We start from the raw sequence: 16,426 nt of genomic DNA on the forward strand, positions 1-16,426 counted from the left end.
CTCGTCCGCGCCGGCGCCACCTTCAAGAACGGCCTACTGATCGAACGAGACGACGCCGCGAGCCAAGAATCAGGAGGCGATCAACAAGTCGCGTGAACACGCCGTCCACAGGTCTTGACTATTGCTCAACTCAAACGCCGACGACTCATCAGCCAGGGCTTGATTGACGCTGGAGCAGCTACTGATCCCGTGATGATCGAGGACGTCGTTTTCTCTACGCGCAAAGCGGCCGAGAGCGTCAAGACGTTCCCACGTCGGATGACCGCTCAACAACAGGCTCGCGAGGTTGGACCGTGGGTGATGGCTGAAGTGGTCGCAACCGACGACCGGCAATCTCTTGAGGGACTTGGGTTGTTGTCGATCGCAATGGACCGTGACCCTGCCTGGCCCACTCCACCGCCTCTGCTTGCGCTCGGCTTGACCGACGACGAGGCATGGTCGTTCCTTCAAGAACTCATGCGCACGCTCCGCCAGCAGGGCGCCGTGACTATGCCCAGCGACGTTGACGCGAAGGACGAAATCTTCGAGCCCCGTCTTGGACCGATCTTTGTCCGCGAATCAGGACCGCAAGCAATCCGCAAGGTGCTCTCATGGCTCCCTGGCAAGGGCACCAACCGGCGCATCGACTACGTCCGGCGCGTGCTCAACGCCCTTGACCGCAACGACGACCCCTCGGCCCTACTCAAGGGAATCTGGAGTTTCCTGTCATCGCCGTCGACCCCAATCGACTGGCTGAAGGCAAGCACCCAGCAAAGTCTCGGGGTCGTCTACCAAGTTGACCACGAGCTGCTCCGCATGCGTTGGGCGAGCGAGGCATCCCCGGTCCACCAGTGCACAATCTGCCGTCGAGTCACAGCCTTCTCAGTGCGCGGGGTCTGCCCAGCGCTGAACTGCGAGGGGACGTTGGAGGAGTTCGTCCCGCCCGCGCTGAACGACGACCGCAACCACTACCGAGCGATCTACCAGTCGATGCGGGCCGTTCCCCTAAGGGCACAGGAGCACACGGCCCAGTGGACAAATGTCGAGGCTGCCAACGTCCAGCACCAGTTCATCCGCGGCGAGGTGAATACCCTGTCGTGCTCAACGACCTTCGAGCTCGGCGTCGACGTCGGGGAGCTGCAAGCCGTCCTGCTGCGCAACATGCCACCGTCGACTGCCAACTATGTCCAGCGGGCCGGTCGAGCCGGCCGACGCTCCGGAGCTGCCGCGCTCGTCGTCACTTATGCCAACCGCCGGTCTCACGACCTCAGCCGGTTCGCAGAGCCAGAGGTCATGATGTCCGGCGCGGTCCGGGCCCCGTACGTGACCCTCGACAACGAGCGGATCGACCGTCGGCATGCCCACTCAGTCGTGCTCGCCGCTTTCTTCCGTTGGTATCTGGACGTCCATCACGGAATCTCCCGGACAGCCGGCCAGTTCTTCCTGCCGCCCGAAGGCGGCGGCGACGCGCCGGTCACGCTGCTGAAGGGTTTCCTCGCTCCGGTTCCGCCAGAGATCAAGCAGTCTCTCAAGCGCGTCCTCCCGCAGAAGGTCGCCGACGAGATCGGCGTCGACACGGATGCGTGGGTCACTGTTCTGCTCGACCTCCTCGAAAACGTGCGGACTGAATTGTCTGGCGATGTCGAAGCACTCGCGGAACTCCAGCTCCAGGCGGCGAGCGCCCAGAAGTACAAACTTGCCGAGCGGTACAAGCAGGTCGGCCGCACATTGGAGATGCGCGACTTGCTCGGGTTCCTCGCCACGCGAAACGTGCTTCCCAAGTACGGGTTCCCCGTCGACTCCGTCGAGCTGAGAACCACCTACTCCGGAAACCAGGCGGGAGCGAAGCTCGACCTTTCCCGCGATCTCTCGCAGGCCATCCACGAGTACGCGCCGGACGCCACCCTTGTTGCTGGCGGAATGCTCTGGACCTCTCGTGGCATCTACAAGATGCCCGGTCGAGACTTGGAGGAGTTCGAGTACCGCACCTGCGGCCGATGCGGCGGCTTCTGGCAGGCGCTCGCCGAGCTCGACCCACAGTGTCCCCACTGCGGCGAGGCTTCTACGCATGCGCCAAGGAAGATCACCGTTCCCGAGTTCGGGTTCGTAGCGGCTCCGAGCCCGGCGCGGCCTGGACCACGTCCACCTCGGCGGTCGTGGAGCGGAGCGACGTACGTCCTCAAGGAGCCTGCAGAGGTCAAGGAGCGGAAAGTCTCCATCAAGTCCGGGACCTGCGAGGTTCGAGTTGGCCCTCGCGGACGGCTTGTGTCCGTGGCGGACGGACCCGGCGGCTCCGGCTTCTGGATCTGCAACTGGTGCGGTCACGGCGCTGCACGCTCGCTCCACCCCCAGAAGCCTCCAACGCACGATCACCTCATCAAGGGTTCACCGTGTGCCGGGTCGTCTCGCTGGCTCGATCTCGCCCACAGCTACGAGACCGACCTGCTGTTCATCGACATCAAGATGCCTGGCATCTCGAATGCGCAAGCCCACTGGAAGTCCCTGCTCTACGCCGTGCTCGAAGCCGCCTGCGACGAGCTTGAAATCGCACGCGACGACATCGGCGCGTCCCTCGCGCCGACGGGCGCCACCAGTTGGGAAATCGTGCTCTTCGACACGGTGCCCGGCGGCGCGGGGCACGTCCTGCTGGTCGAGCAACACCTGGAGCGTGTCCTCAAAGCCGCACTCAAGCGAGTGAGTTCCTGCGAATGTGGAGCCGAGACCTCGTGCTACGGATGCCTACGGAGCTATGGCAACCAGCGCGACCACGACGACCTCTCGCGAGGTTCTGCCGTGCTCCTGCTGGAGGCCATGCTCGGCGGGGTCGTGTGATCAGTCCGCAAATAGTCCGCAAGATTCTCGTTTCAGGTCCGCGCCAGCCAACGACGACCAATCGCGCCATAAGGGCGTTTGCGCAGGTCAAGCCAACTTTTCGACGACAACCGTCGATGACCAGCGACAGCCAAGACCACCGCTCTTTGTTCGAGCTCTACTACGACATCTGATCCGGGGCTTTTCAGCCTCTGTCAGTAGTCGTCGAAAACGGCGCCTGACCTGCGGAAACGTCTTTCGACGCCTTCCAACGGCAGGCGCCGTTTTTCGTCGTCGTGCGTACCCAGTGCACCCCCAATCCGAGTTCGCCGCCACGCGGCCCGGGTGGGACACCTACGGTGTATGGCGCTCTCCATCCACTCCCCCGACGAGCTCGTTGCGGCCATCCCGCACTTGCTCGGCTTCCAGCCCGAAGAGTCGATCGTGTTCCTCCCGCTGCGATCCGACCTCCCCGTCGCCCGTGTTGACATCCCGACCACCGCCCGTGACCGCGAAGGCGTCTGGGGCTCGATCAGCGATGTGTTTCGCCGCTACGCCCAGCCCGGCTCCAACGTCGCCATCGTCTGCCTCAGCGCCGACCGCGAACAGGCCAACGTCGTTGGCGAGGACTTCGCCGCTCGGCTCGGGAACATCGGCATCGGTACGCCGATCCTGTTGTGGGCCGACGAGACCCGCTGGGCCGACCTCGACACCGGCGACATGGGTCTGCGCACCGACGCCGCCCGCGAGACCGTCGCCGCGGCCACCGTGCTTAGCGGACGCGCTCAACCGGCCGCAAGCCGTGAGTCGCTGGCAGAGTCGCTTGTCGGCGACCGGGAGCCCGTCTCGGCTTTGCTTCCCGAGACGCGGGCGGCTGCCCGGGAGAACACCGCCAAGGTGGAGGGCCGCTGGGCGCTCGCCCGGATGCAGCGGTTCCAACGCGACGGCGTCCGGCTCTCCGACGCCGATGCGGCCCGGCTGCTCGTTGCCGTCGAGTCGACCCCGACGCGAGACCGGCTCTGGCTCGACATGAACCGAGGCAACGCCGCCTCCCACGTCGCGCTGTGGACCGACATGACCAAGCGTGCACCCGACGAGGTCCGCGCCGTCCCCGCTTCACTGCTCGGGTTCGCGAGCTGGCTGAGCGGTCACGGCGCTCTCGCGTGGTGCGCCCTCGACCAGGTTCCCAAGGACAAGCCCTACGCCCTCGCCAAGCTCGTCGCCGCCGCCGTCCAGACCGGCATGCACCCACGCGAATGGGAGGCACCCAAGACCTTCGCCACAGATCTCGGCACAGAAACGCTCGCCCCGACCCGCACATCCGCCTCGCAGGGCACCGTGCGGCCCGCGTGCGGGATCTAGGGGTTCGTCATGGATCTCTCGTACCGCCGCACTCCCCCGAGCCTCCTTGAGCGCGCCTTCGCCCGCCTCGTGAAGCGCCGATCCGATCCGGTAATGCGAGTGGTTCGGCCCGACCTCAACCACGCCGTCGAACTGGAGATCGTTCTCCCCGTCGAGTGAGGGCCGAGGATCGACAATCATCGAAGTCAGACGAGTGCGGGATGCTCGACTCCAGGGGCTGCCTCAACGGACTTCAACGTGTACGAACGACGCACGACCTCGGACTGACCGGCCGGCATACGTTCGTAGACGTCGAAGACGGCGCGGACTCGAGTCCCCTCGTCGGCGGCAAGGTGAGCGACCTGGTTCATCAGTTCTGCGTCCATCACGCTCGCCTTAAATCGACGCTGGCCCTCGGGGATGAAGCTGACCAGGCTCTCTGAGCGGATGTGACCGTCGATGACGCCGTACATCACCGCTTCACTCGAAGCCTGTGACTCCTGCTGGGCCTCGTCCTCAAGACGGGCCGCACCGCGCCTCGTCAAAGTCACTGTTCGCGGCGCGACGCCGCGACGTCGGACCTCTCCTGAGAGCGACCAGTCCGACTCTTTCGCCGTCTTGGCGAGCAGCCGGAGCTGGGTGCGGGCCTTGGGCGACAGTCTCTGCACGGCGGCTGTCAGGGGGGAATCCTCGACCACGTCGGCCTCGGCCTCAGTGAAGAGGTCGGCCAGAACCTCAATCGCGCGAGTCTCGACGGAAGCCGGCTGCTCGAACGCGGGGGCCGTATCAGTCTCCGAAACGAGCGGCACGCGCATGACAAGACGTACTGACCCAGGCCCTGGCTCAACGATTAGCCGGTCACCAAGCCGTTGAATCGGCGAGATCGACTTGGCGATCTCATTCACCGCCTGCGACGCGAACCGCATGAAGTTACCGAGAGGCTTGGCTTGAGTCTCGTGTCCAACGACGGTTCCACCTTCGAGGTGAACGTCGAACTCGGCCTGCGGCGGAGCAGTCTCCTCCGCGTACACAGCCAGAAGATCAGGGTCTTCGCCAACGACTCCAGACAGGATCGAAGCACGAGAGAGCTCGTCCAGTACCTCGTTGCCTGTGCGCTCCCGCAGCGCAGCTCGCAGGAGTTCGATCTGCGACGCCTTGTCATCAGCGCTCACAAGATCACCTCCACGTACCCTTTGCGCTGGCCTTGGACAATGACTCCTGTTGCGTCCTTCACGCTTGACCAAGTGTCGTGCCATGTTGCTCGCGCGGCCGGCTGGTCCGGGACAAGGAATGCATCGACCAGCCCGCCCATCGGCTGAAGCCGCGCAGTTGCGAGTTTAGGCTCGACCGCCGACACATCTTTTAGGGTGAGCAGCGGGAGCACCTCGTCGACGACGAAGTGCGCGGTGGGCGAGATCACCAGCGCGACGTCTGCGTCATGCGGCGCCGCCCACGTCTTGTGCGTAATGAATCCGCCGTCGATCCAGGCGTGGATGCCCGCGCCAACGCGCTCCCGTGCAAGTCCGAGATGTAGCTCCAAAGCCGTGAAGACCCGAGCTCGCTCGTCCCTGAACGCTGGCGCCCCGTCTACGAAGATCTGGCGAAGTTCATCCATGTCCGTGAGGTAGGGCGCACCGGCCGGCGGCAAGAGCCCATCGGCTGTGAGCGCCGGAAGCACCACGTTCCACTCCACTTCTCGAACCTTCAATCCAGCCGAACCTAGCGGAGTGCCGCCCCCTTCGCCGGAGAACGGCCTCGGCGCGGCCACAACTCGCGCCGCCACCGCGCCGATAGGCTCGGGCTGTGGTGACCAGCGTCGAGGTCGAGGAGATTCTCGCGCTCGGCCATGAGCTGAGATCGTTCGAGGCCAAGGGGCCAGGCGACCTTTCCGACAAGCACTTCTGCGCCAAGATCGCCCGAGCGGCAATGGCGATGGGCAACCTCCGAGACGGCGGTCTGGTTTGCCTTGGAATCGAGGACGCCCAACTCACGGCGATGACGCCGGGCCTCAGCCCGCAACAGCTCTCCGAGTGGTCCGACTACAACAACGTCCACGATGCCCTTGCGCGCTACTCCGAGCCGCCCGTCGCTTTCCACGTTGCACCACTCAAGCTCGCCAACGGCTCCGACATCGTCGTCCTGGAGGTGAGCGAGTTCGATCAGGTGCCGCACGTCTGCAAGAAGGACTACCCAGGCGAGTTGCAGCAGGGTGTGGTCTACGTACGTCCCCACGGAAAGCCTCAGTCGCTCGCTGTCCCAACAGCCGCGGACATGCGCGAACTGCTCGACTTGGCGGTGACCAAGGGAGTGCGCGAGTTCATCCGCCGAATCGGCGATGCTGGGCTCAGCCTCGGTGCTATCAAGTCGGTAGATGCCGCCACGCGCGATGCGTTCGCCGCCGAAGCCGAGATCGCTTGGGCGGACCCAAGCGCGGTGCAGGAGTTCATCCTCTCCAAAGGGCACTTCGACGTCTCGATACGACCATCCACGTTCGACCCAACCCAGGTGCACTCGGCGGCGGTGGAGTCGCTGGTAGTGAACAACGCAGTGCGCCTGCGGGGCTGGCCGATGCCCTTCGTAGACCACCAGAACCCGATCGTTCGGCACGGTGATTGGGTAGGACAAGACATCGAGGCCAGGGTTGTCCCGCACTCGGAGGCATGGCGCGCATGCGAGAGCGGCCAGTTCCTCCATCGCCGTGTGTTCAAGGTCGACCTCGCAGCGACCGACGGGCAGCTACAGGCTGACGCTCAAGGTGCCACTGGCGCGGTCGTCGTTTGGGAGGTCTTGTTCTACCTCATAGAAGTTGCCGAGTTCGCAGCGAGAATGGCGACCACGATGGGCACCGACTCGATTTCCATCGAAGTCTCGCTAGAGGGAATCGCGGGCCGTCAGTTGATCTCTGGTGATTGGAACCGCGAACTGCACGACGACTACCTGATTCACACAGACCGACTGGAGGCATCGGAGACCTGCTCGACAGCCGAGTTGCTTGCCAATCCTCGCGGGGTAGGAGTCGCCCTTGCCCAAACTCTCTTCAAGAGGTTTGGACTAGACCTGCCGGATCAGGTCCTCATCGACTGGCAGGAAAAGACGCTCCAGGCGTGACCGGTGGTTCAGGCGTCTTCAGTCCGCACCACGACCCGAGGCTTGGCGATCGTCAGCTCGGCGCCCTTGGGGTCGGCGAGCCGTTCGCCGACGGTTCGGGACGCGAGATGCGCAGGGAGCGCGACGGAGAACTTGAGACCGGTGATCGCGTCCCGACCTGGGTCTGGCACCCGATCCGGAAGCGCCACCGCGAGGTCGGCGCCCGCAGGGAGGTCGAGGTAGTCGTTCTCGACACCGAGTGAGTCCAGCCCGAGGCCGGCGCGGAGCGTTGCGTTGGCTTTGAGGCCCGCCCAGGTCCACACTCTTTGGCCCGACTCGCGCTCCTGCGTGACGAGGCCCCTAGGTGAAACTTCGACGGCGTGGTCGGCGCGCAACCGAGCAAGTGCATCGGGGACGCGCTTGGACGCGTCTCAGCCGACATCGTCCGGGGCAACTACCTCGACCCGGACGCCGGCAAGGTGAAGTTCGAGGAGTACGCCGCCAAGTGGCTGGCAGCGCAGACCTTCGAGGAGACCACCCGCGTGGCGGTCGAGCTCCGCCTGCGGCTGCACGCCTACCCCGTGCTCGGGGATCGGTTCCTCTCCGACATCCAGCCATCGACGATCCAAGGGTGGCTTCGCGGCCTGACCGAGTTGGCACCGACGTACCGCAAGGTCGTGTTCGCCAACGTGGCCACCGTCTTCACCGCCGCGGTCGACGACGAGATGCTCGCGAAGAACCCATGCAAGGCGCCGTCGGTGCGCAAGCCGAGGTCGGACCCGAAGAAGCTCGTGCCCTGGACACAGCAGCATGTGCTGGCAATGCGTGACGAACTGCCCGACCGCTACTCGTTGGTGGCAGTTCTCGGCGCCGGGCTCGGACTACGACAGGGTGAGATCTTCGCGCTCTCCCCCGACGACCTCGACCTGGAACGAGGCGAGGTCAACGTCCGGCGTCAGGTCAAGGTGTTCGGTGGCAACGTACTGGTGTTCGGGCTGCCGAAGGGACGCAAGACGCGCAAGGTTCCTCTGCCCGACGGGGTGCTAGAGGCGATCACGCGCCACATGACGCAGTACCCGCCCCTTGAGGTGACCCTGCCGTGGATGGTCCCGGACGGGAAGGAGACGACCGCTTCGCTGTTGTTGACCACGCGGGAGAGGAAGGCGCTGAACCGCAACTACTCCAACACCTACCTGTGGAGGCCGGCGCTCGTTCGCGCGCACCCTCCTGACCTGCGCGAGAACGGGTGCCACGCGCTGCGGCACTTCTTCGCCAGCACCGCGCTCCACGAGGGCGAGACGATCAAGGCGGTCAGCGAGTACCTCGGCCACGCCGACCCGGGGTTCACGCTCCGGACCTACACACACCTCATGGAGGGCAGTTCGGAGCGCACCAAGCGAGCCATCGACGCTGTGTTCGGCACTCACTCCGGTGAGGACGAAGACGTGGACGAGGACGACGATGAGGAAGTCAGCGAACAGGAAGACGGAGTTGAGGCCGTCGACCTCGGCGACGGAGACGGGGCCGAATGACTTGGAAAGTAGCATCTAGGCGATACAATCCAAGCATGAGGTCGAAGGATGCTCTGCGTGCCCTGGCCGAGATCACCGCCTACCAGTGGGGCATGGTGACCTCGGCCCAGGCCAGCATGCGCGGAGTCACCCGGCTCGACCTGTCCCGACTCGCCGCCGACGGACTGCTGGAACGACTCGCGCACGGCGTCTACAAGACCACCGCCTCCCCCAGCGACGATCTCGACCGTCTGCGGGCGGCCTGGCTGAGAACCGACCCCAAGCGGCTGGCGCACGAGCGGCGTACGACCGACCCCGATGCTGTCGTGTTCGCGGGCGCTTCCGCAGCGCGTATCCACGGGATCGGCGACGTGTGGGACGACCACTTCGACTTCATCACCCCCGTACGTCGTCAGAGTCAGCGCAGCGATGTCCGCTACCGCAAACGCACCCTCGACCCTCGCGAAGTCACCTCTGTGGACGGTCTGCCGGTGCTGAATGTCGAGGCAACCATCGCTGATCTGGTGGCGGTGGTCGGCGACCTCAGCCTCGTTGCCGACAGCCTCCGCGACGCCTGGCGCAAGGGCGACCTCGACACGACCCGACTGACCGAGCTGCTCGGGCCGGCGCTGATGACCCGGCTCACCGAGCTCGCGGGAGTCGGGCAGGTGACTACTCATGGCTGAGGTCGAGCGCTACCCGACGCCCGGCGGTGTCGAGAATGCGATCAAGGAAGCCGCGAAGAAGGCAGCTGCTACCGACCCGTCGCTGGACGTCAACAAGCGCATCCATCTGGAGTACTTCAACCGGTTCCTGTCCCGGGTCTTCTCCGAAGGCGCCGAGTCCGAGTGGGTTCTCAAGGGCGGCACCGGCATCCTCGCCCGGGTTCCCTCGACCAGGTCGACCCGCGACATCGACCTCTACCGCGAAAGCTTCACCCTCGCAGAGGCACTCACCGACCTGACCCGGCTCGCCGCAGTCGACCTGGGCGACCACTTCACCTTCCAGTACGCCGGGCACGCCGACTCGATCGGCACCGACAACCAGCCCTACACCGAGGGCTACCAAGTGAAGTTCGACATCCTCATCGGCGCCGCCTCCAAGGGATCACTCCAGGTCGACCTGGCTGTCGGCGCCGGCCCGACCGGCGACGTCGTGACAACCGAGCCTGCGAGTGCGTTGGCACTGCCACGTCTGACCAGCTTCCCCTACCGGCTCTACCCAGTCGTCGACCAGATCGCCGACAAGGTCTGCGCCACCATGACCGAGTACCAAGGCAAGGCATCCAGCCGCGAGAAGGACCTGGTCGACCTCGTCGTGTTCGCGGCGACCCAAGACCTCGACGGCACCGCGCTTCGCGTTGCGATCACCACCGAGGCACGGCGGCGCAAGATGGAGCCGTTCGACCACTTCACCGTGCCCTCGACGTGGGGTCCGGGATACACGAAACTCGCCAAGCCGGTGCCCTACTGCGCCAACTACCCAACCGTCGACCTCGCGGCGACTCTCGTCGCTCGGCTCATCGACCCAGCACTGGCCGGGGACGCCGACGGCATGGCCTGGAGCCACACCGAACTCGCCTGGAGCCCGTCGCCGAGCGTACCCAGAGCGTACCCAGCGACATGATCAGCGACGTTTGCGCAGGTCAGCAGGGGTAACCCAGTCACTATTACGACATCTAGGAGTCGCTGACTTCCCGAAAGGGCCTCTGACCTGCGGAAACGCCGGTTTCAGAGGGCCTTTTCGTTGCCCTGAAGTCGGCTCGATTCCGCAGAGATTCCGCAGGAGATCGCCGTGAGCGGAAATCGTTGGGCGTTGTCGGTGGCCGCTGGGACGATAGAGACATGGATGAGCACGACGCCGAGGACGACGACTGCGCGTTCTGCCTCGGCCGGGAGGCCGCGCACCAGGGCGCGTCTGAGTCAGCCAACCCCTACGTTCGCGAGGACGTCGAGGTCGGTTCAATCGAGTGGTACGAGACCGACTTCGCCTTGTGGGAGCTAGGTCACGGCCTCGGCACCAAGGAGCCGGGCGGCGTGCCGTGGTACGCGCAGAAGGGCGTCGGTTCAGCCGAGTAGGACGCTCCCCGCGTCAGACGGTCGCGGCGGAGCGGGCGACGGCCTTGAAGTAGCCACCGACGGAGCCGGGCAGCACGTCGACGTGGACGACGGTGCCGTTGGCTTCTTCGACCAAATCGACAACTCGACCCATCGCGAGGGCGTCATCGTCGCCGACGACGATGATCTCACCGGGCTGGATGACGGAAGGGTCGCGTGCGTACTTCAACCAGGCCCAGACGTAGCCGGTCTCGTCGATGCTGTGGAAATCGACCTCCAAGTCGACCACAACGGTCAGTTCCTCCACGGCTCTCACCTCCTTCCGGCGTCGGGTTTGACGAACTTCGGGTTCTCCAGCAATGGTCCAAGAATAGCGAGCAGTTCGTCCAGTAGGTCCGACAACGGCCTCGGCGAATCGGACTCCGACGGCTCGAAGAGCAACGTCCAGTGGGGCGCGGTGAAAGTCGGCAGCAGGAGGCCCAACTCACCCGCAGCACCCGGGGCGAGCCTGTAGTAGCCCTTGTAGGTGGCCATACGCGAGCCCAAGACCGCGCGCTCGCCGAGCTCTCCGTGGGCGGCGAACAGCGAAATGCCCCGCGCGGAAAGCCCTCGGTAGGTGTAACGGTCGGCCATGTCGCCGGTGTGGCGAAGGAACTTGTCCTTGGTGTCCGTGCCACCTCGAAGCAGGAGCACAAGGTCGTCGGCAGGCTCGCTGGCGCGGACGGAGTCCTCCAGCCGCTTCGGATCATTGCCTGCCATGCGCTGCCCTCCCCTCGGGCTCCGGTCGCTCGCCGTAGACGGTAGCGACGGCGGCTCGGGAGGTGTCATCGCGGTCGGGCCACAGGTGGGACGTCTGATGCTGCCGACGACGGTCTTGTCCGAGGTCGGTCATCTTCTGGTGGCGAGTTCGAAGGGCCACGCCCGGCCGCCGTACCCGGCGAGCCCTGGGGATCTCTGGGGGATATGGATTGGTCAGCCGGGTGCGGCGTGGCCGTGACGCCAGTATCCGGTGAAGGTGACGGTGGACTTCGGGAAGCGACGGTCGCCGACGAGGTGGCGGCGGACCCCGGTGGCGAGTCCGGATTCGCCGGCGACCCAGGTGTAGGCAGGTGAGACCGACAGATTGGCGTTCCGTACGGCGTCGAGCGCGAGGGTTCCCGGTTTGAGCGTGGGGTTGTCGCGAGGCAGCCAGTGGATCGTGGTGGCTGGGTCCGTGTGGTCCGTGGTGGAGGGCGATCTCCACGTCGAGTTCGCAGGCCTCGGGGCGGATGGCCCGGACGGTGTACATCCGGACCCAGGGCCGACGGGAGACCGGTTGCACGATCAGTTGGGCCATCCACGCCTCGTTGGCGATCGTCGGCATGCTCAGGCGTTGCTGTCCGGGCCGGCGGAAGAACATCCGGAATCCCTGGTCGGGCCCCGCGGGCCGGAACCGGTCGAGGCCGGCACCGGCGAGCGTCACCTTCACGAAGCTCGGACTGAGCCGCTCGGCGGCGGCGACCTCGAGGGTGATCATGGCCCGTTCGCGCGGGCGGCGAACGCTGGGAAGCAGGGGCACCTCAGTCGGCGTTCCGGGAATCTGTCGTCGTGCTACGGGACCGGGTCGAGGCTTTCGTCTGTCGCTGTCGCAGCCCGTCGAGACACAGGGTGAGGCCGAACTCGAAGCGGTCGTCCGGGTCGGCCAGGACGGCACGGACCAGGGCCGAGGCGATCTCGTCGGCAGGGCGGGTGTCCGACAGCGCCGTCTGCGATTTCGCGGCCTGCTGCTCGGCGGTCAGCTCGGCCATGCCCTGCTCTTCGATGACGTGACCCAGGACGAAGCTGAAGATCGCGAAGCCCGCCCACACCGCGTCGTCCAGGTCGAGACCACGCTCGTGGGCGGCCTGGACCCAGGCGCGGCTGATCGAGACGGTGTTCTGCTCGGTGACATAGGAACCCGCGACGACCCGCGCGCCATCCCGACGGGACAGCAGGGCGCGCCGGAGCCCACGGGCGAACTCGGCCATCGTCTGATCCCAGGTGTCGCCCGGTGACGGCACTCCCACCCCCGCGATCAGCTCGTCGGCCATCGCTTCCAGCAGGGCCTGCTTGCTGGGGAAGTGCCAGTACAGGCTGCCGGCCTGCAGACCGAGGTGCGCGGCGAGCTTGCGCGTCGTCAACGCCTCCAGACCGTCGGCGTCCAGCACGGCAGACACGAGCACCGAGGTGAGGCCGAGCCCGAGGCGCTGGTGGGTGCTGGGACTGATCGCCCTGGTGCAGCGTTCGCCGCGCTGATGGCCCCGGCCGGGCTGGCGATCCTCTCGGTGACCTTCACCCGGGCGAAGGAACGCGGCACCGCCTTCGGCGTCTACGGCGCGGTCTCCGGCGCGGGCGTGGCGATCGGCCTGATCGTCGGCGGGCTGCTGACCGAGTACACGTCGTGGCGCTGGTGCCCGCTCGTCAACGTGCCCGTCGGCGTGGTCGCCCTGGCGATCGGCCTGGTCGTGCTGATCGAGAGCAGGACCGGCGGGAGGACCCGGTACGACGTGCCCGGAGCCGTCACCGCGACGCTCGGCCTGATGAGCCTGATCTTCGCCACCCGCCTCGTGCCGGGCATGACGGTCGCCGCCATCGGATGCGGGCTCGTCTTCGTCACCGCACCCGAATCGGCGATGACCGACATCGCCGACACCGACTCCGACGCGGCCAGCGCCCTGGTCAACACGACCCAACAGATCGGCGGATCGCTCGGCCTCGCCGTCCTCGGCTCCATCGCCGCCAGCGCCACCACCACCTACCTCACCGCGCATCCCGGCGCCGTCCCCGCCGCCACCATGCGCGGGTTCCACGACCTGTTCCTCGCCGGCGGGCTCATCCTGGTCGCCGGTGCCGTCGTGGTCGCGGTGCTCATCGGCTCCGCCGGTAGACACGGAGACCTTCCACAGACAGGTGGGGCCGGTCGCGTATGACTGCGTGAAGCTGATATTCGTTGCCTCTGGCTCGGCGAGACGGCCTCGCAGACCGGCCCCGCCGGGCGTGACGTTCTCAGTCCACCTGGGCGGTGAGGCCGGCCGCCTCGACGCCCGCGACGCAGGCGGCCTCGTCGGCGTCGGAGGTGTCGCCGGAGATGCCGACGGCGCCGAGCAGGGCGCCGGAGCCGTCGCGGACCAGGACGCCGCCGGGGACGGGGACCAGGTCGCCGCCGACCGCGCCAGCGGCGGCGAGCACGAAGTAGGACTGCTGCTCGGCGCGAGCCATCAGCGAGCGCGAGCCCATGCCGAGGGCGAGGGCGCCGTAGGCCTTGCCGCGGGCGATCTCGAAGCGCTTCATCGAGGCGCCGTCCTCTCGCTCGACCGCGATCACGTGTCCGCCGGTGTCGAGGACGACGACGGTCAGCGGCTTGAGACCCGCAGTCGTGCCGTGGGCGCGCGCGGCGGCGACGATGGTGCGGGCCTGGTCCAGGGTGAGGCTCATCGGGTCTCCTTCTTCGATGCGATGCTCTTCTGGGCGATGCGGCGGCGGTGCAGGATCGGCTCGGTGTAGCCCGACGGCTGGGCCGCCCCCTCGAGCAGCAGCTCGCGGGCTGCGAGGAACGCCTCGCCGTCGTAGCCGGGGGCCATCGGGAGGTAGTCGGCGTCGCTGGCGTTCTGCTCGTCGACCAGGACCGCCATCCGGCGCAGGCTCTCCTCGACCTCCTTGACGGTGATGACGCCGTGGCGCAGCCAGTTGGACACGTGCTGGCTGGAGATCCGGCAGGTGGCGCGGTCCTCCATCAACGGCGTGCCGGACAAGTCCGGCACCTTGGAGCAGCCGACGCCGGCGTTGATCCAGCGGACCACGTAGCCCAGCGTGCTCTGCACGTTGTTGTCCAGCTCGGCCCTCCGGTCCGTCGCGCTCCAGTCCGCGGGGTCGCCCAGCGGCAGGGTGAGCAGCTCGTGGAGGGTGGCGCGCTTGCCGCCCGCGGCGAGCTCAGCCTGCCGCGCCGCGACGTCGACATGGTGGTAATGCATCGCGTGCAGCGTGGCGGCGGTCGGCGAGGGCACCCAGGCGGTGGTGGCCCCGGCCTCCGGGTGCGCGATCTTCTGCGCCACCATGTCAGCGAGGTTGTCCGGCGCGGCCCACATCCCCTTGCCGATCTGGGCGTGGCCGGCCAGGCCGCAGGCGAGGCCGACGTCGACATTGGACTTCTCGTAGGCGTCGATCCAGACAGACTTCCTCATGTCGTTCTTGCGGACGACGGGGCCGGCGAGCATCGAGGTGTGGATCTCGTCGCCGGTGCGGTCCAGGAAGCCGGTGTTGATGAAGGCGACCCGCTCCCGGGCGGCGTGGATGCAGGCGGCGAGGTTGAGCGTCGTACGCCGCTCCTCGTCCATGATCCCGACCTTGATGGTGTTGCGCGGCAGGCCGAGGGTCTCCTCGACCAGCGCGAAGGTGTCCACGGTGAGCGCGACCTCGTCGGGCCCGTGCATCTTCGGCTTCACGGCGTACATCGAGCCGGTGCGCGAGTTGGCCAGACCACCGGAGCGGCGCAGGTCGTGGCATGCGCCGAGGCCGGTCACGAAGGCGTCCAGGAGCCCCTCGGGGATCGGCGCGCCCTCGGCGTCGAGTACGGCGTCGACGGTCATCAGGTGGCCGACCTGACGTACGAAGAGCAGCGCGCGGCCCGGCAGCACGAGCTCACCGCCGTCGGGGGTCGTGTAGACGCGGTCGGGGCTCATCCGGCGAGTGAAGGTCCGCTCCCCCTTGGTGACCTCCTCCGCCAGGGTGCCCTGCATCAGCAGCAGCCAGTTGCGGTAGCCGAGCACCTTGTCCTCGGCGTCGACGGCGGCGACGGAGTCCTCGAGGTCCATGATCGTGCTGACCGCCGCCTCGAGCAGCAGGTCGCTGACGCCGGCGGCGTCCGTCGCGCCCACGGGGTGGTCACGGTCGATGACGATCTCGACGTGGAGCCCGTGGTTGCGCAGCAGCACCGCCTCCGGCTCGCCAGGCAGGCCGCGGTAGCCGACGAACCGGGCCGGGTCGACCAGCCGCACCGACCGCTCGCCGATCCTCGCCACCAGCCCGTCCTCGACGACGTAGCCCGTGGCCTCGGCGTGGGAGGCGCCCGCTAGCGGGGCCACGACGTCCAGCAGCTCGCGGCCGCGGGCGATGACCGCGGCGCCCCGACGAGGGTTGTACGACGACCCGGGCGCCAGCGCCCCGGACTGGTCGATGACGTCGGAGCCGTAGAGCGCGTCGTAGAGCGAACCCCAGCGTGCGTTGGCGGCATTGGTCGCGAACCGCGCGTTGAGGATCGGCACCACCAGCTGGGGCCCGGCCTGGGAGGAGATCTCGGCGTCCACGCCGGACGTGCTCACGGTGAACGGCGCCGGCTCGTCCACGAGATAGCCGATGCTTCGGAGGAACGCCTCGTAGGCGTCGAGATCGACCGTGCCGGGCGCCGCCCGGTGATAGTCGTCGATCGCCGACTGCAGTTCGTCGCGCCGGGCCAGCAGCGCACGCTGTCGCGGCACCAGCTGCTCGACGGCACGCTGCAGACCGGACCAGAACGCCTCGGAGCCCACCCCCGAGCCGGGAAGCGCCTCGTCCTCGACGAAGCGGTGCAGTTCCTCCGCGACCTGCAGGGAGCCGACGGGCACGAACGTGGTCACATCTTCCTCC

Annotated in this window: 16 protein-coding genes and 2 pseudogenes; 8 read left to right on the forward strand and 10 right to left on the reverse strand. The window is 66.9% G+C overall.

Annotated features, from left to right (window positions below):
* The first annotated feature begins 192 nt into the window (after positions 1–192).
* Both QM595_RS14160 and QM595_RS14165 read left to right on the forward strand, forming a co-directional pair.
* Positions 193–2,811 carry a Zn-binding domain-containing protein gene (locus tag QM595_RS14160; RefSeq protein ID WP_415172213.1) on the forward strand — a complete coding sequence of 873 codons (2,619 nt, stop codon included), beginning with the start codon at positions 193–195 and terminating at the stop codon, positions 2,809–2,811.
* Between the two features lie 342 nt (positions 2,812–3,153).
* Positions 3,154–4,152, forward strand: a complete 999-nt coding sequence (locus tag QM595_RS14165) for a DUF4192 domain-containing protein (protein ID WP_415172214.1) — start codon at positions 3,154–3,156, stop codon at positions 4,150–4,152.
* Positions 4,153–4,337: 185 nt separating this feature from the next.
* Here QM595_RS14165 and QM595_RS14170 read toward each other — a convergent pair whose 3' ends face one another.
* Both QM595_RS14170 and QM595_RS14175 read right to left on the reverse strand, forming a co-directional pair.
* A complete protein-coding gene (locus QM595_RS14170; protein ID WP_415172215.1) occupies positions 4,338–5,303 on the reverse strand; it encodes a hypothetical protein in 966 nt (321 codons plus the stop codon).
* Positions 5,300–5,824: a DUF6932 family protein gene (locus QM595_RS14175; protein WP_415172216.1), complete on the reverse strand. Its 525-nt coding sequence runs from the start codon at positions 5,822–5,824 to the stop codon at positions 5,300–5,302. Before QM595_RS14175 ends, QM595_RS14170 begins: the two co-directional genes overlap by 4 nt.
* A gap of 110 nt (positions 5,825–5,934) precedes the next feature.
* Between QM595_RS14175 and QM595_RS14180 the strand changes: the two genes are divergently transcribed.
* Positions 5,935–7,239, forward strand: coding sequence for a hypothetical protein (locus QM595_RS14180; RefSeq protein ID WP_415172217.1), 1,305 nt, complete (start codon positions 5,935–5,937; stop codon positions 7,237–7,239).
* Between the two features lie 8 nt (positions 7,240–7,247).
* Here QM595_RS14180 and QM595_RS14185 read toward each other — a convergent pair whose 3' ends face one another.
* Positions 7,248–7,613 (reverse strand): hypothetical protein, encoded by a 366-nt coding sequence (locus tag QM595_RS14185; RefSeq protein WP_415172218.1) that lies wholly within the window; start codon positions 7,611–7,613, stop codon positions 7,248–7,250.
* Here QM595_RS14185 and QM595_RS14190 point away from each other — a divergent pair.
* The 4 genes from QM595_RS14190 (at position 7,599) to QM595_RS14205 (ending at position 10,807) form a co-directional block, all read left to right on the forward strand.
* Positions 7,599–8,750: a tyrosine-type recombinase/integrase gene (locus QM595_RS14190; protein WP_415172219.1), complete on the forward strand. Its 1,152-nt coding sequence runs from the start codon at positions 7,599–7,601 to the stop codon at positions 8,748–8,750. The two genes, QM595_RS14185 and QM595_RS14190, sit on opposite strands and share 15 nt — an antisense overlap.
* Before the next feature lie 35 nt (positions 8,751–8,785).
* Positions 8,786–9,415 carry a type IV toxin-antitoxin system AbiEi family antitoxin domain-containing protein gene (locus QM595_RS14195; RefSeq protein WP_415172220.1) on the forward strand — a complete coding sequence of 210 codons (630 nt, stop codon included), beginning with the start codon at positions 8,786–8,788 and terminating at the stop codon, positions 9,413–9,415.
* Positions 9,408–10,355 carry a nucleotidyl transferase AbiEii/AbiGii toxin family protein gene (locus QM595_RS14200; protein WP_415172221.1) on the forward strand — a complete coding sequence of 316 codons (948 nt, stop codon included), beginning with the start codon at positions 9,408–9,410 and terminating at the stop codon, positions 10,353–10,355. Before QM595_RS14195 ends, QM595_RS14200 begins: the two co-directional genes overlap by 8 nt.
* Positions 10,356–10,573: 218 nt before the next feature.
* Positions 10,574–10,807: a hypothetical protein gene (locus tag QM595_RS14205; protein WP_415172222.1), complete on the forward strand. Its 234-nt coding sequence runs from the start codon at positions 10,574–10,576 to the stop codon at positions 10,805–10,807.
* 13 nt (positions 10,808–10,820) lie between these two features.
* On the opposite strand, the gene QM595_RS14210 is transcribed toward QM595_RS14205, so the two are convergent.
* The 5 genes and pseudogenes from QM595_RS14210 to QM595_RS14230 form a co-directional block, all read right to left on the reverse strand.
* A complete protein-coding gene (locus tag QM595_RS14210; RefSeq protein ID WP_415172223.1) occupies positions 10,821–11,093 on the reverse strand; it encodes a hypothetical protein in 273 nt (90 codons plus the stop codon).
* Between the two features lie 5 nt (positions 11,094–11,098).
* On the reverse strand, positions 11,099–11,545 hold the full coding sequence (locus tag QM595_RS14215) for a hypothetical protein (protein WP_415172224.1): 447 nt from the start codon (positions 11,543–11,545) through the stop codon (positions 11,099–11,101).
* A gap of 213 nt (positions 11,546–11,758) precedes the next feature.
* Positions 11,759–11,989 (reverse strand): annotated as a pseudogene (locus QM595_RS14220) (siderophore-interacting protein); the annotation flags it as partial.
* Between the two features lie 13 nt (positions 11,990–12,002).
* Positions 12,003–12,302, reverse strand: a pseudogene (locus tag QM595_RS14225) (siderophore-interacting protein); the annotation flags it as partial.
* Between the two features lie 43 nt (positions 12,303–12,345).
* Positions 12,346–12,981, reverse strand: a complete 636-nt coding sequence (locus tag QM595_RS14230; RefSeq protein ID WP_415172225.1) for a TetR/AcrR family transcriptional regulator C-terminal domain-containing protein — start codon at positions 12,979–12,981, stop codon at positions 12,346–12,348.
* 33 nt (positions 12,982–13,014) lie between these two features.
* Here QM595_RS14230 and QM595_RS14235 point away from each other — a divergent pair, with 33 nt between their 5' ends.
* Positions 13,015–13,734, forward strand: coding sequence for an MFS transporter (locus tag QM595_RS14235; RefSeq protein ID WP_415172226.1), 720 nt, complete (start codon positions 13,015–13,017; stop codon positions 13,732–13,734).
* Positions 13,735–13,810: 76 nt separating this feature from the next.
* Here the strand turns inward: QM595_RS14235 and QM595_RS14240 are convergent, their stop codons facing one another.
* Both QM595_RS14240 and QM595_RS14245 read right to left on the reverse strand, forming a co-directional pair.
* A complete protein-coding gene (locus QM595_RS14240; RefSeq protein ID WP_415172227.1) occupies positions 13,811–14,239 on the reverse strand; it encodes a GlcG/HbpS family heme-binding protein in 429 nt (142 codons plus the stop codon).
* On the reverse strand, positions 14,236–16,416 hold the full coding sequence (locus tag QM595_RS14245) for a malate synthase G (protein WP_415172228.1): 2,181 nt from the start codon (positions 16,414–16,416) through the stop codon (positions 14,236–14,238). The genes QM595_RS14240 and QM595_RS14245 overlap by 4 nt, the downstream gene beginning before the upstream one ends.
* Positions 16,417–16,426 lie beyond the last annotated feature (10 nt).

This window comes from Nocardioides sp., from assembly GCF_047607185.1.
Classification (GTDB): Bacteria; Actinomycetota; Actinomycetes; order Propionibacteriales; family Nocardioidaceae; genus Nocardioides.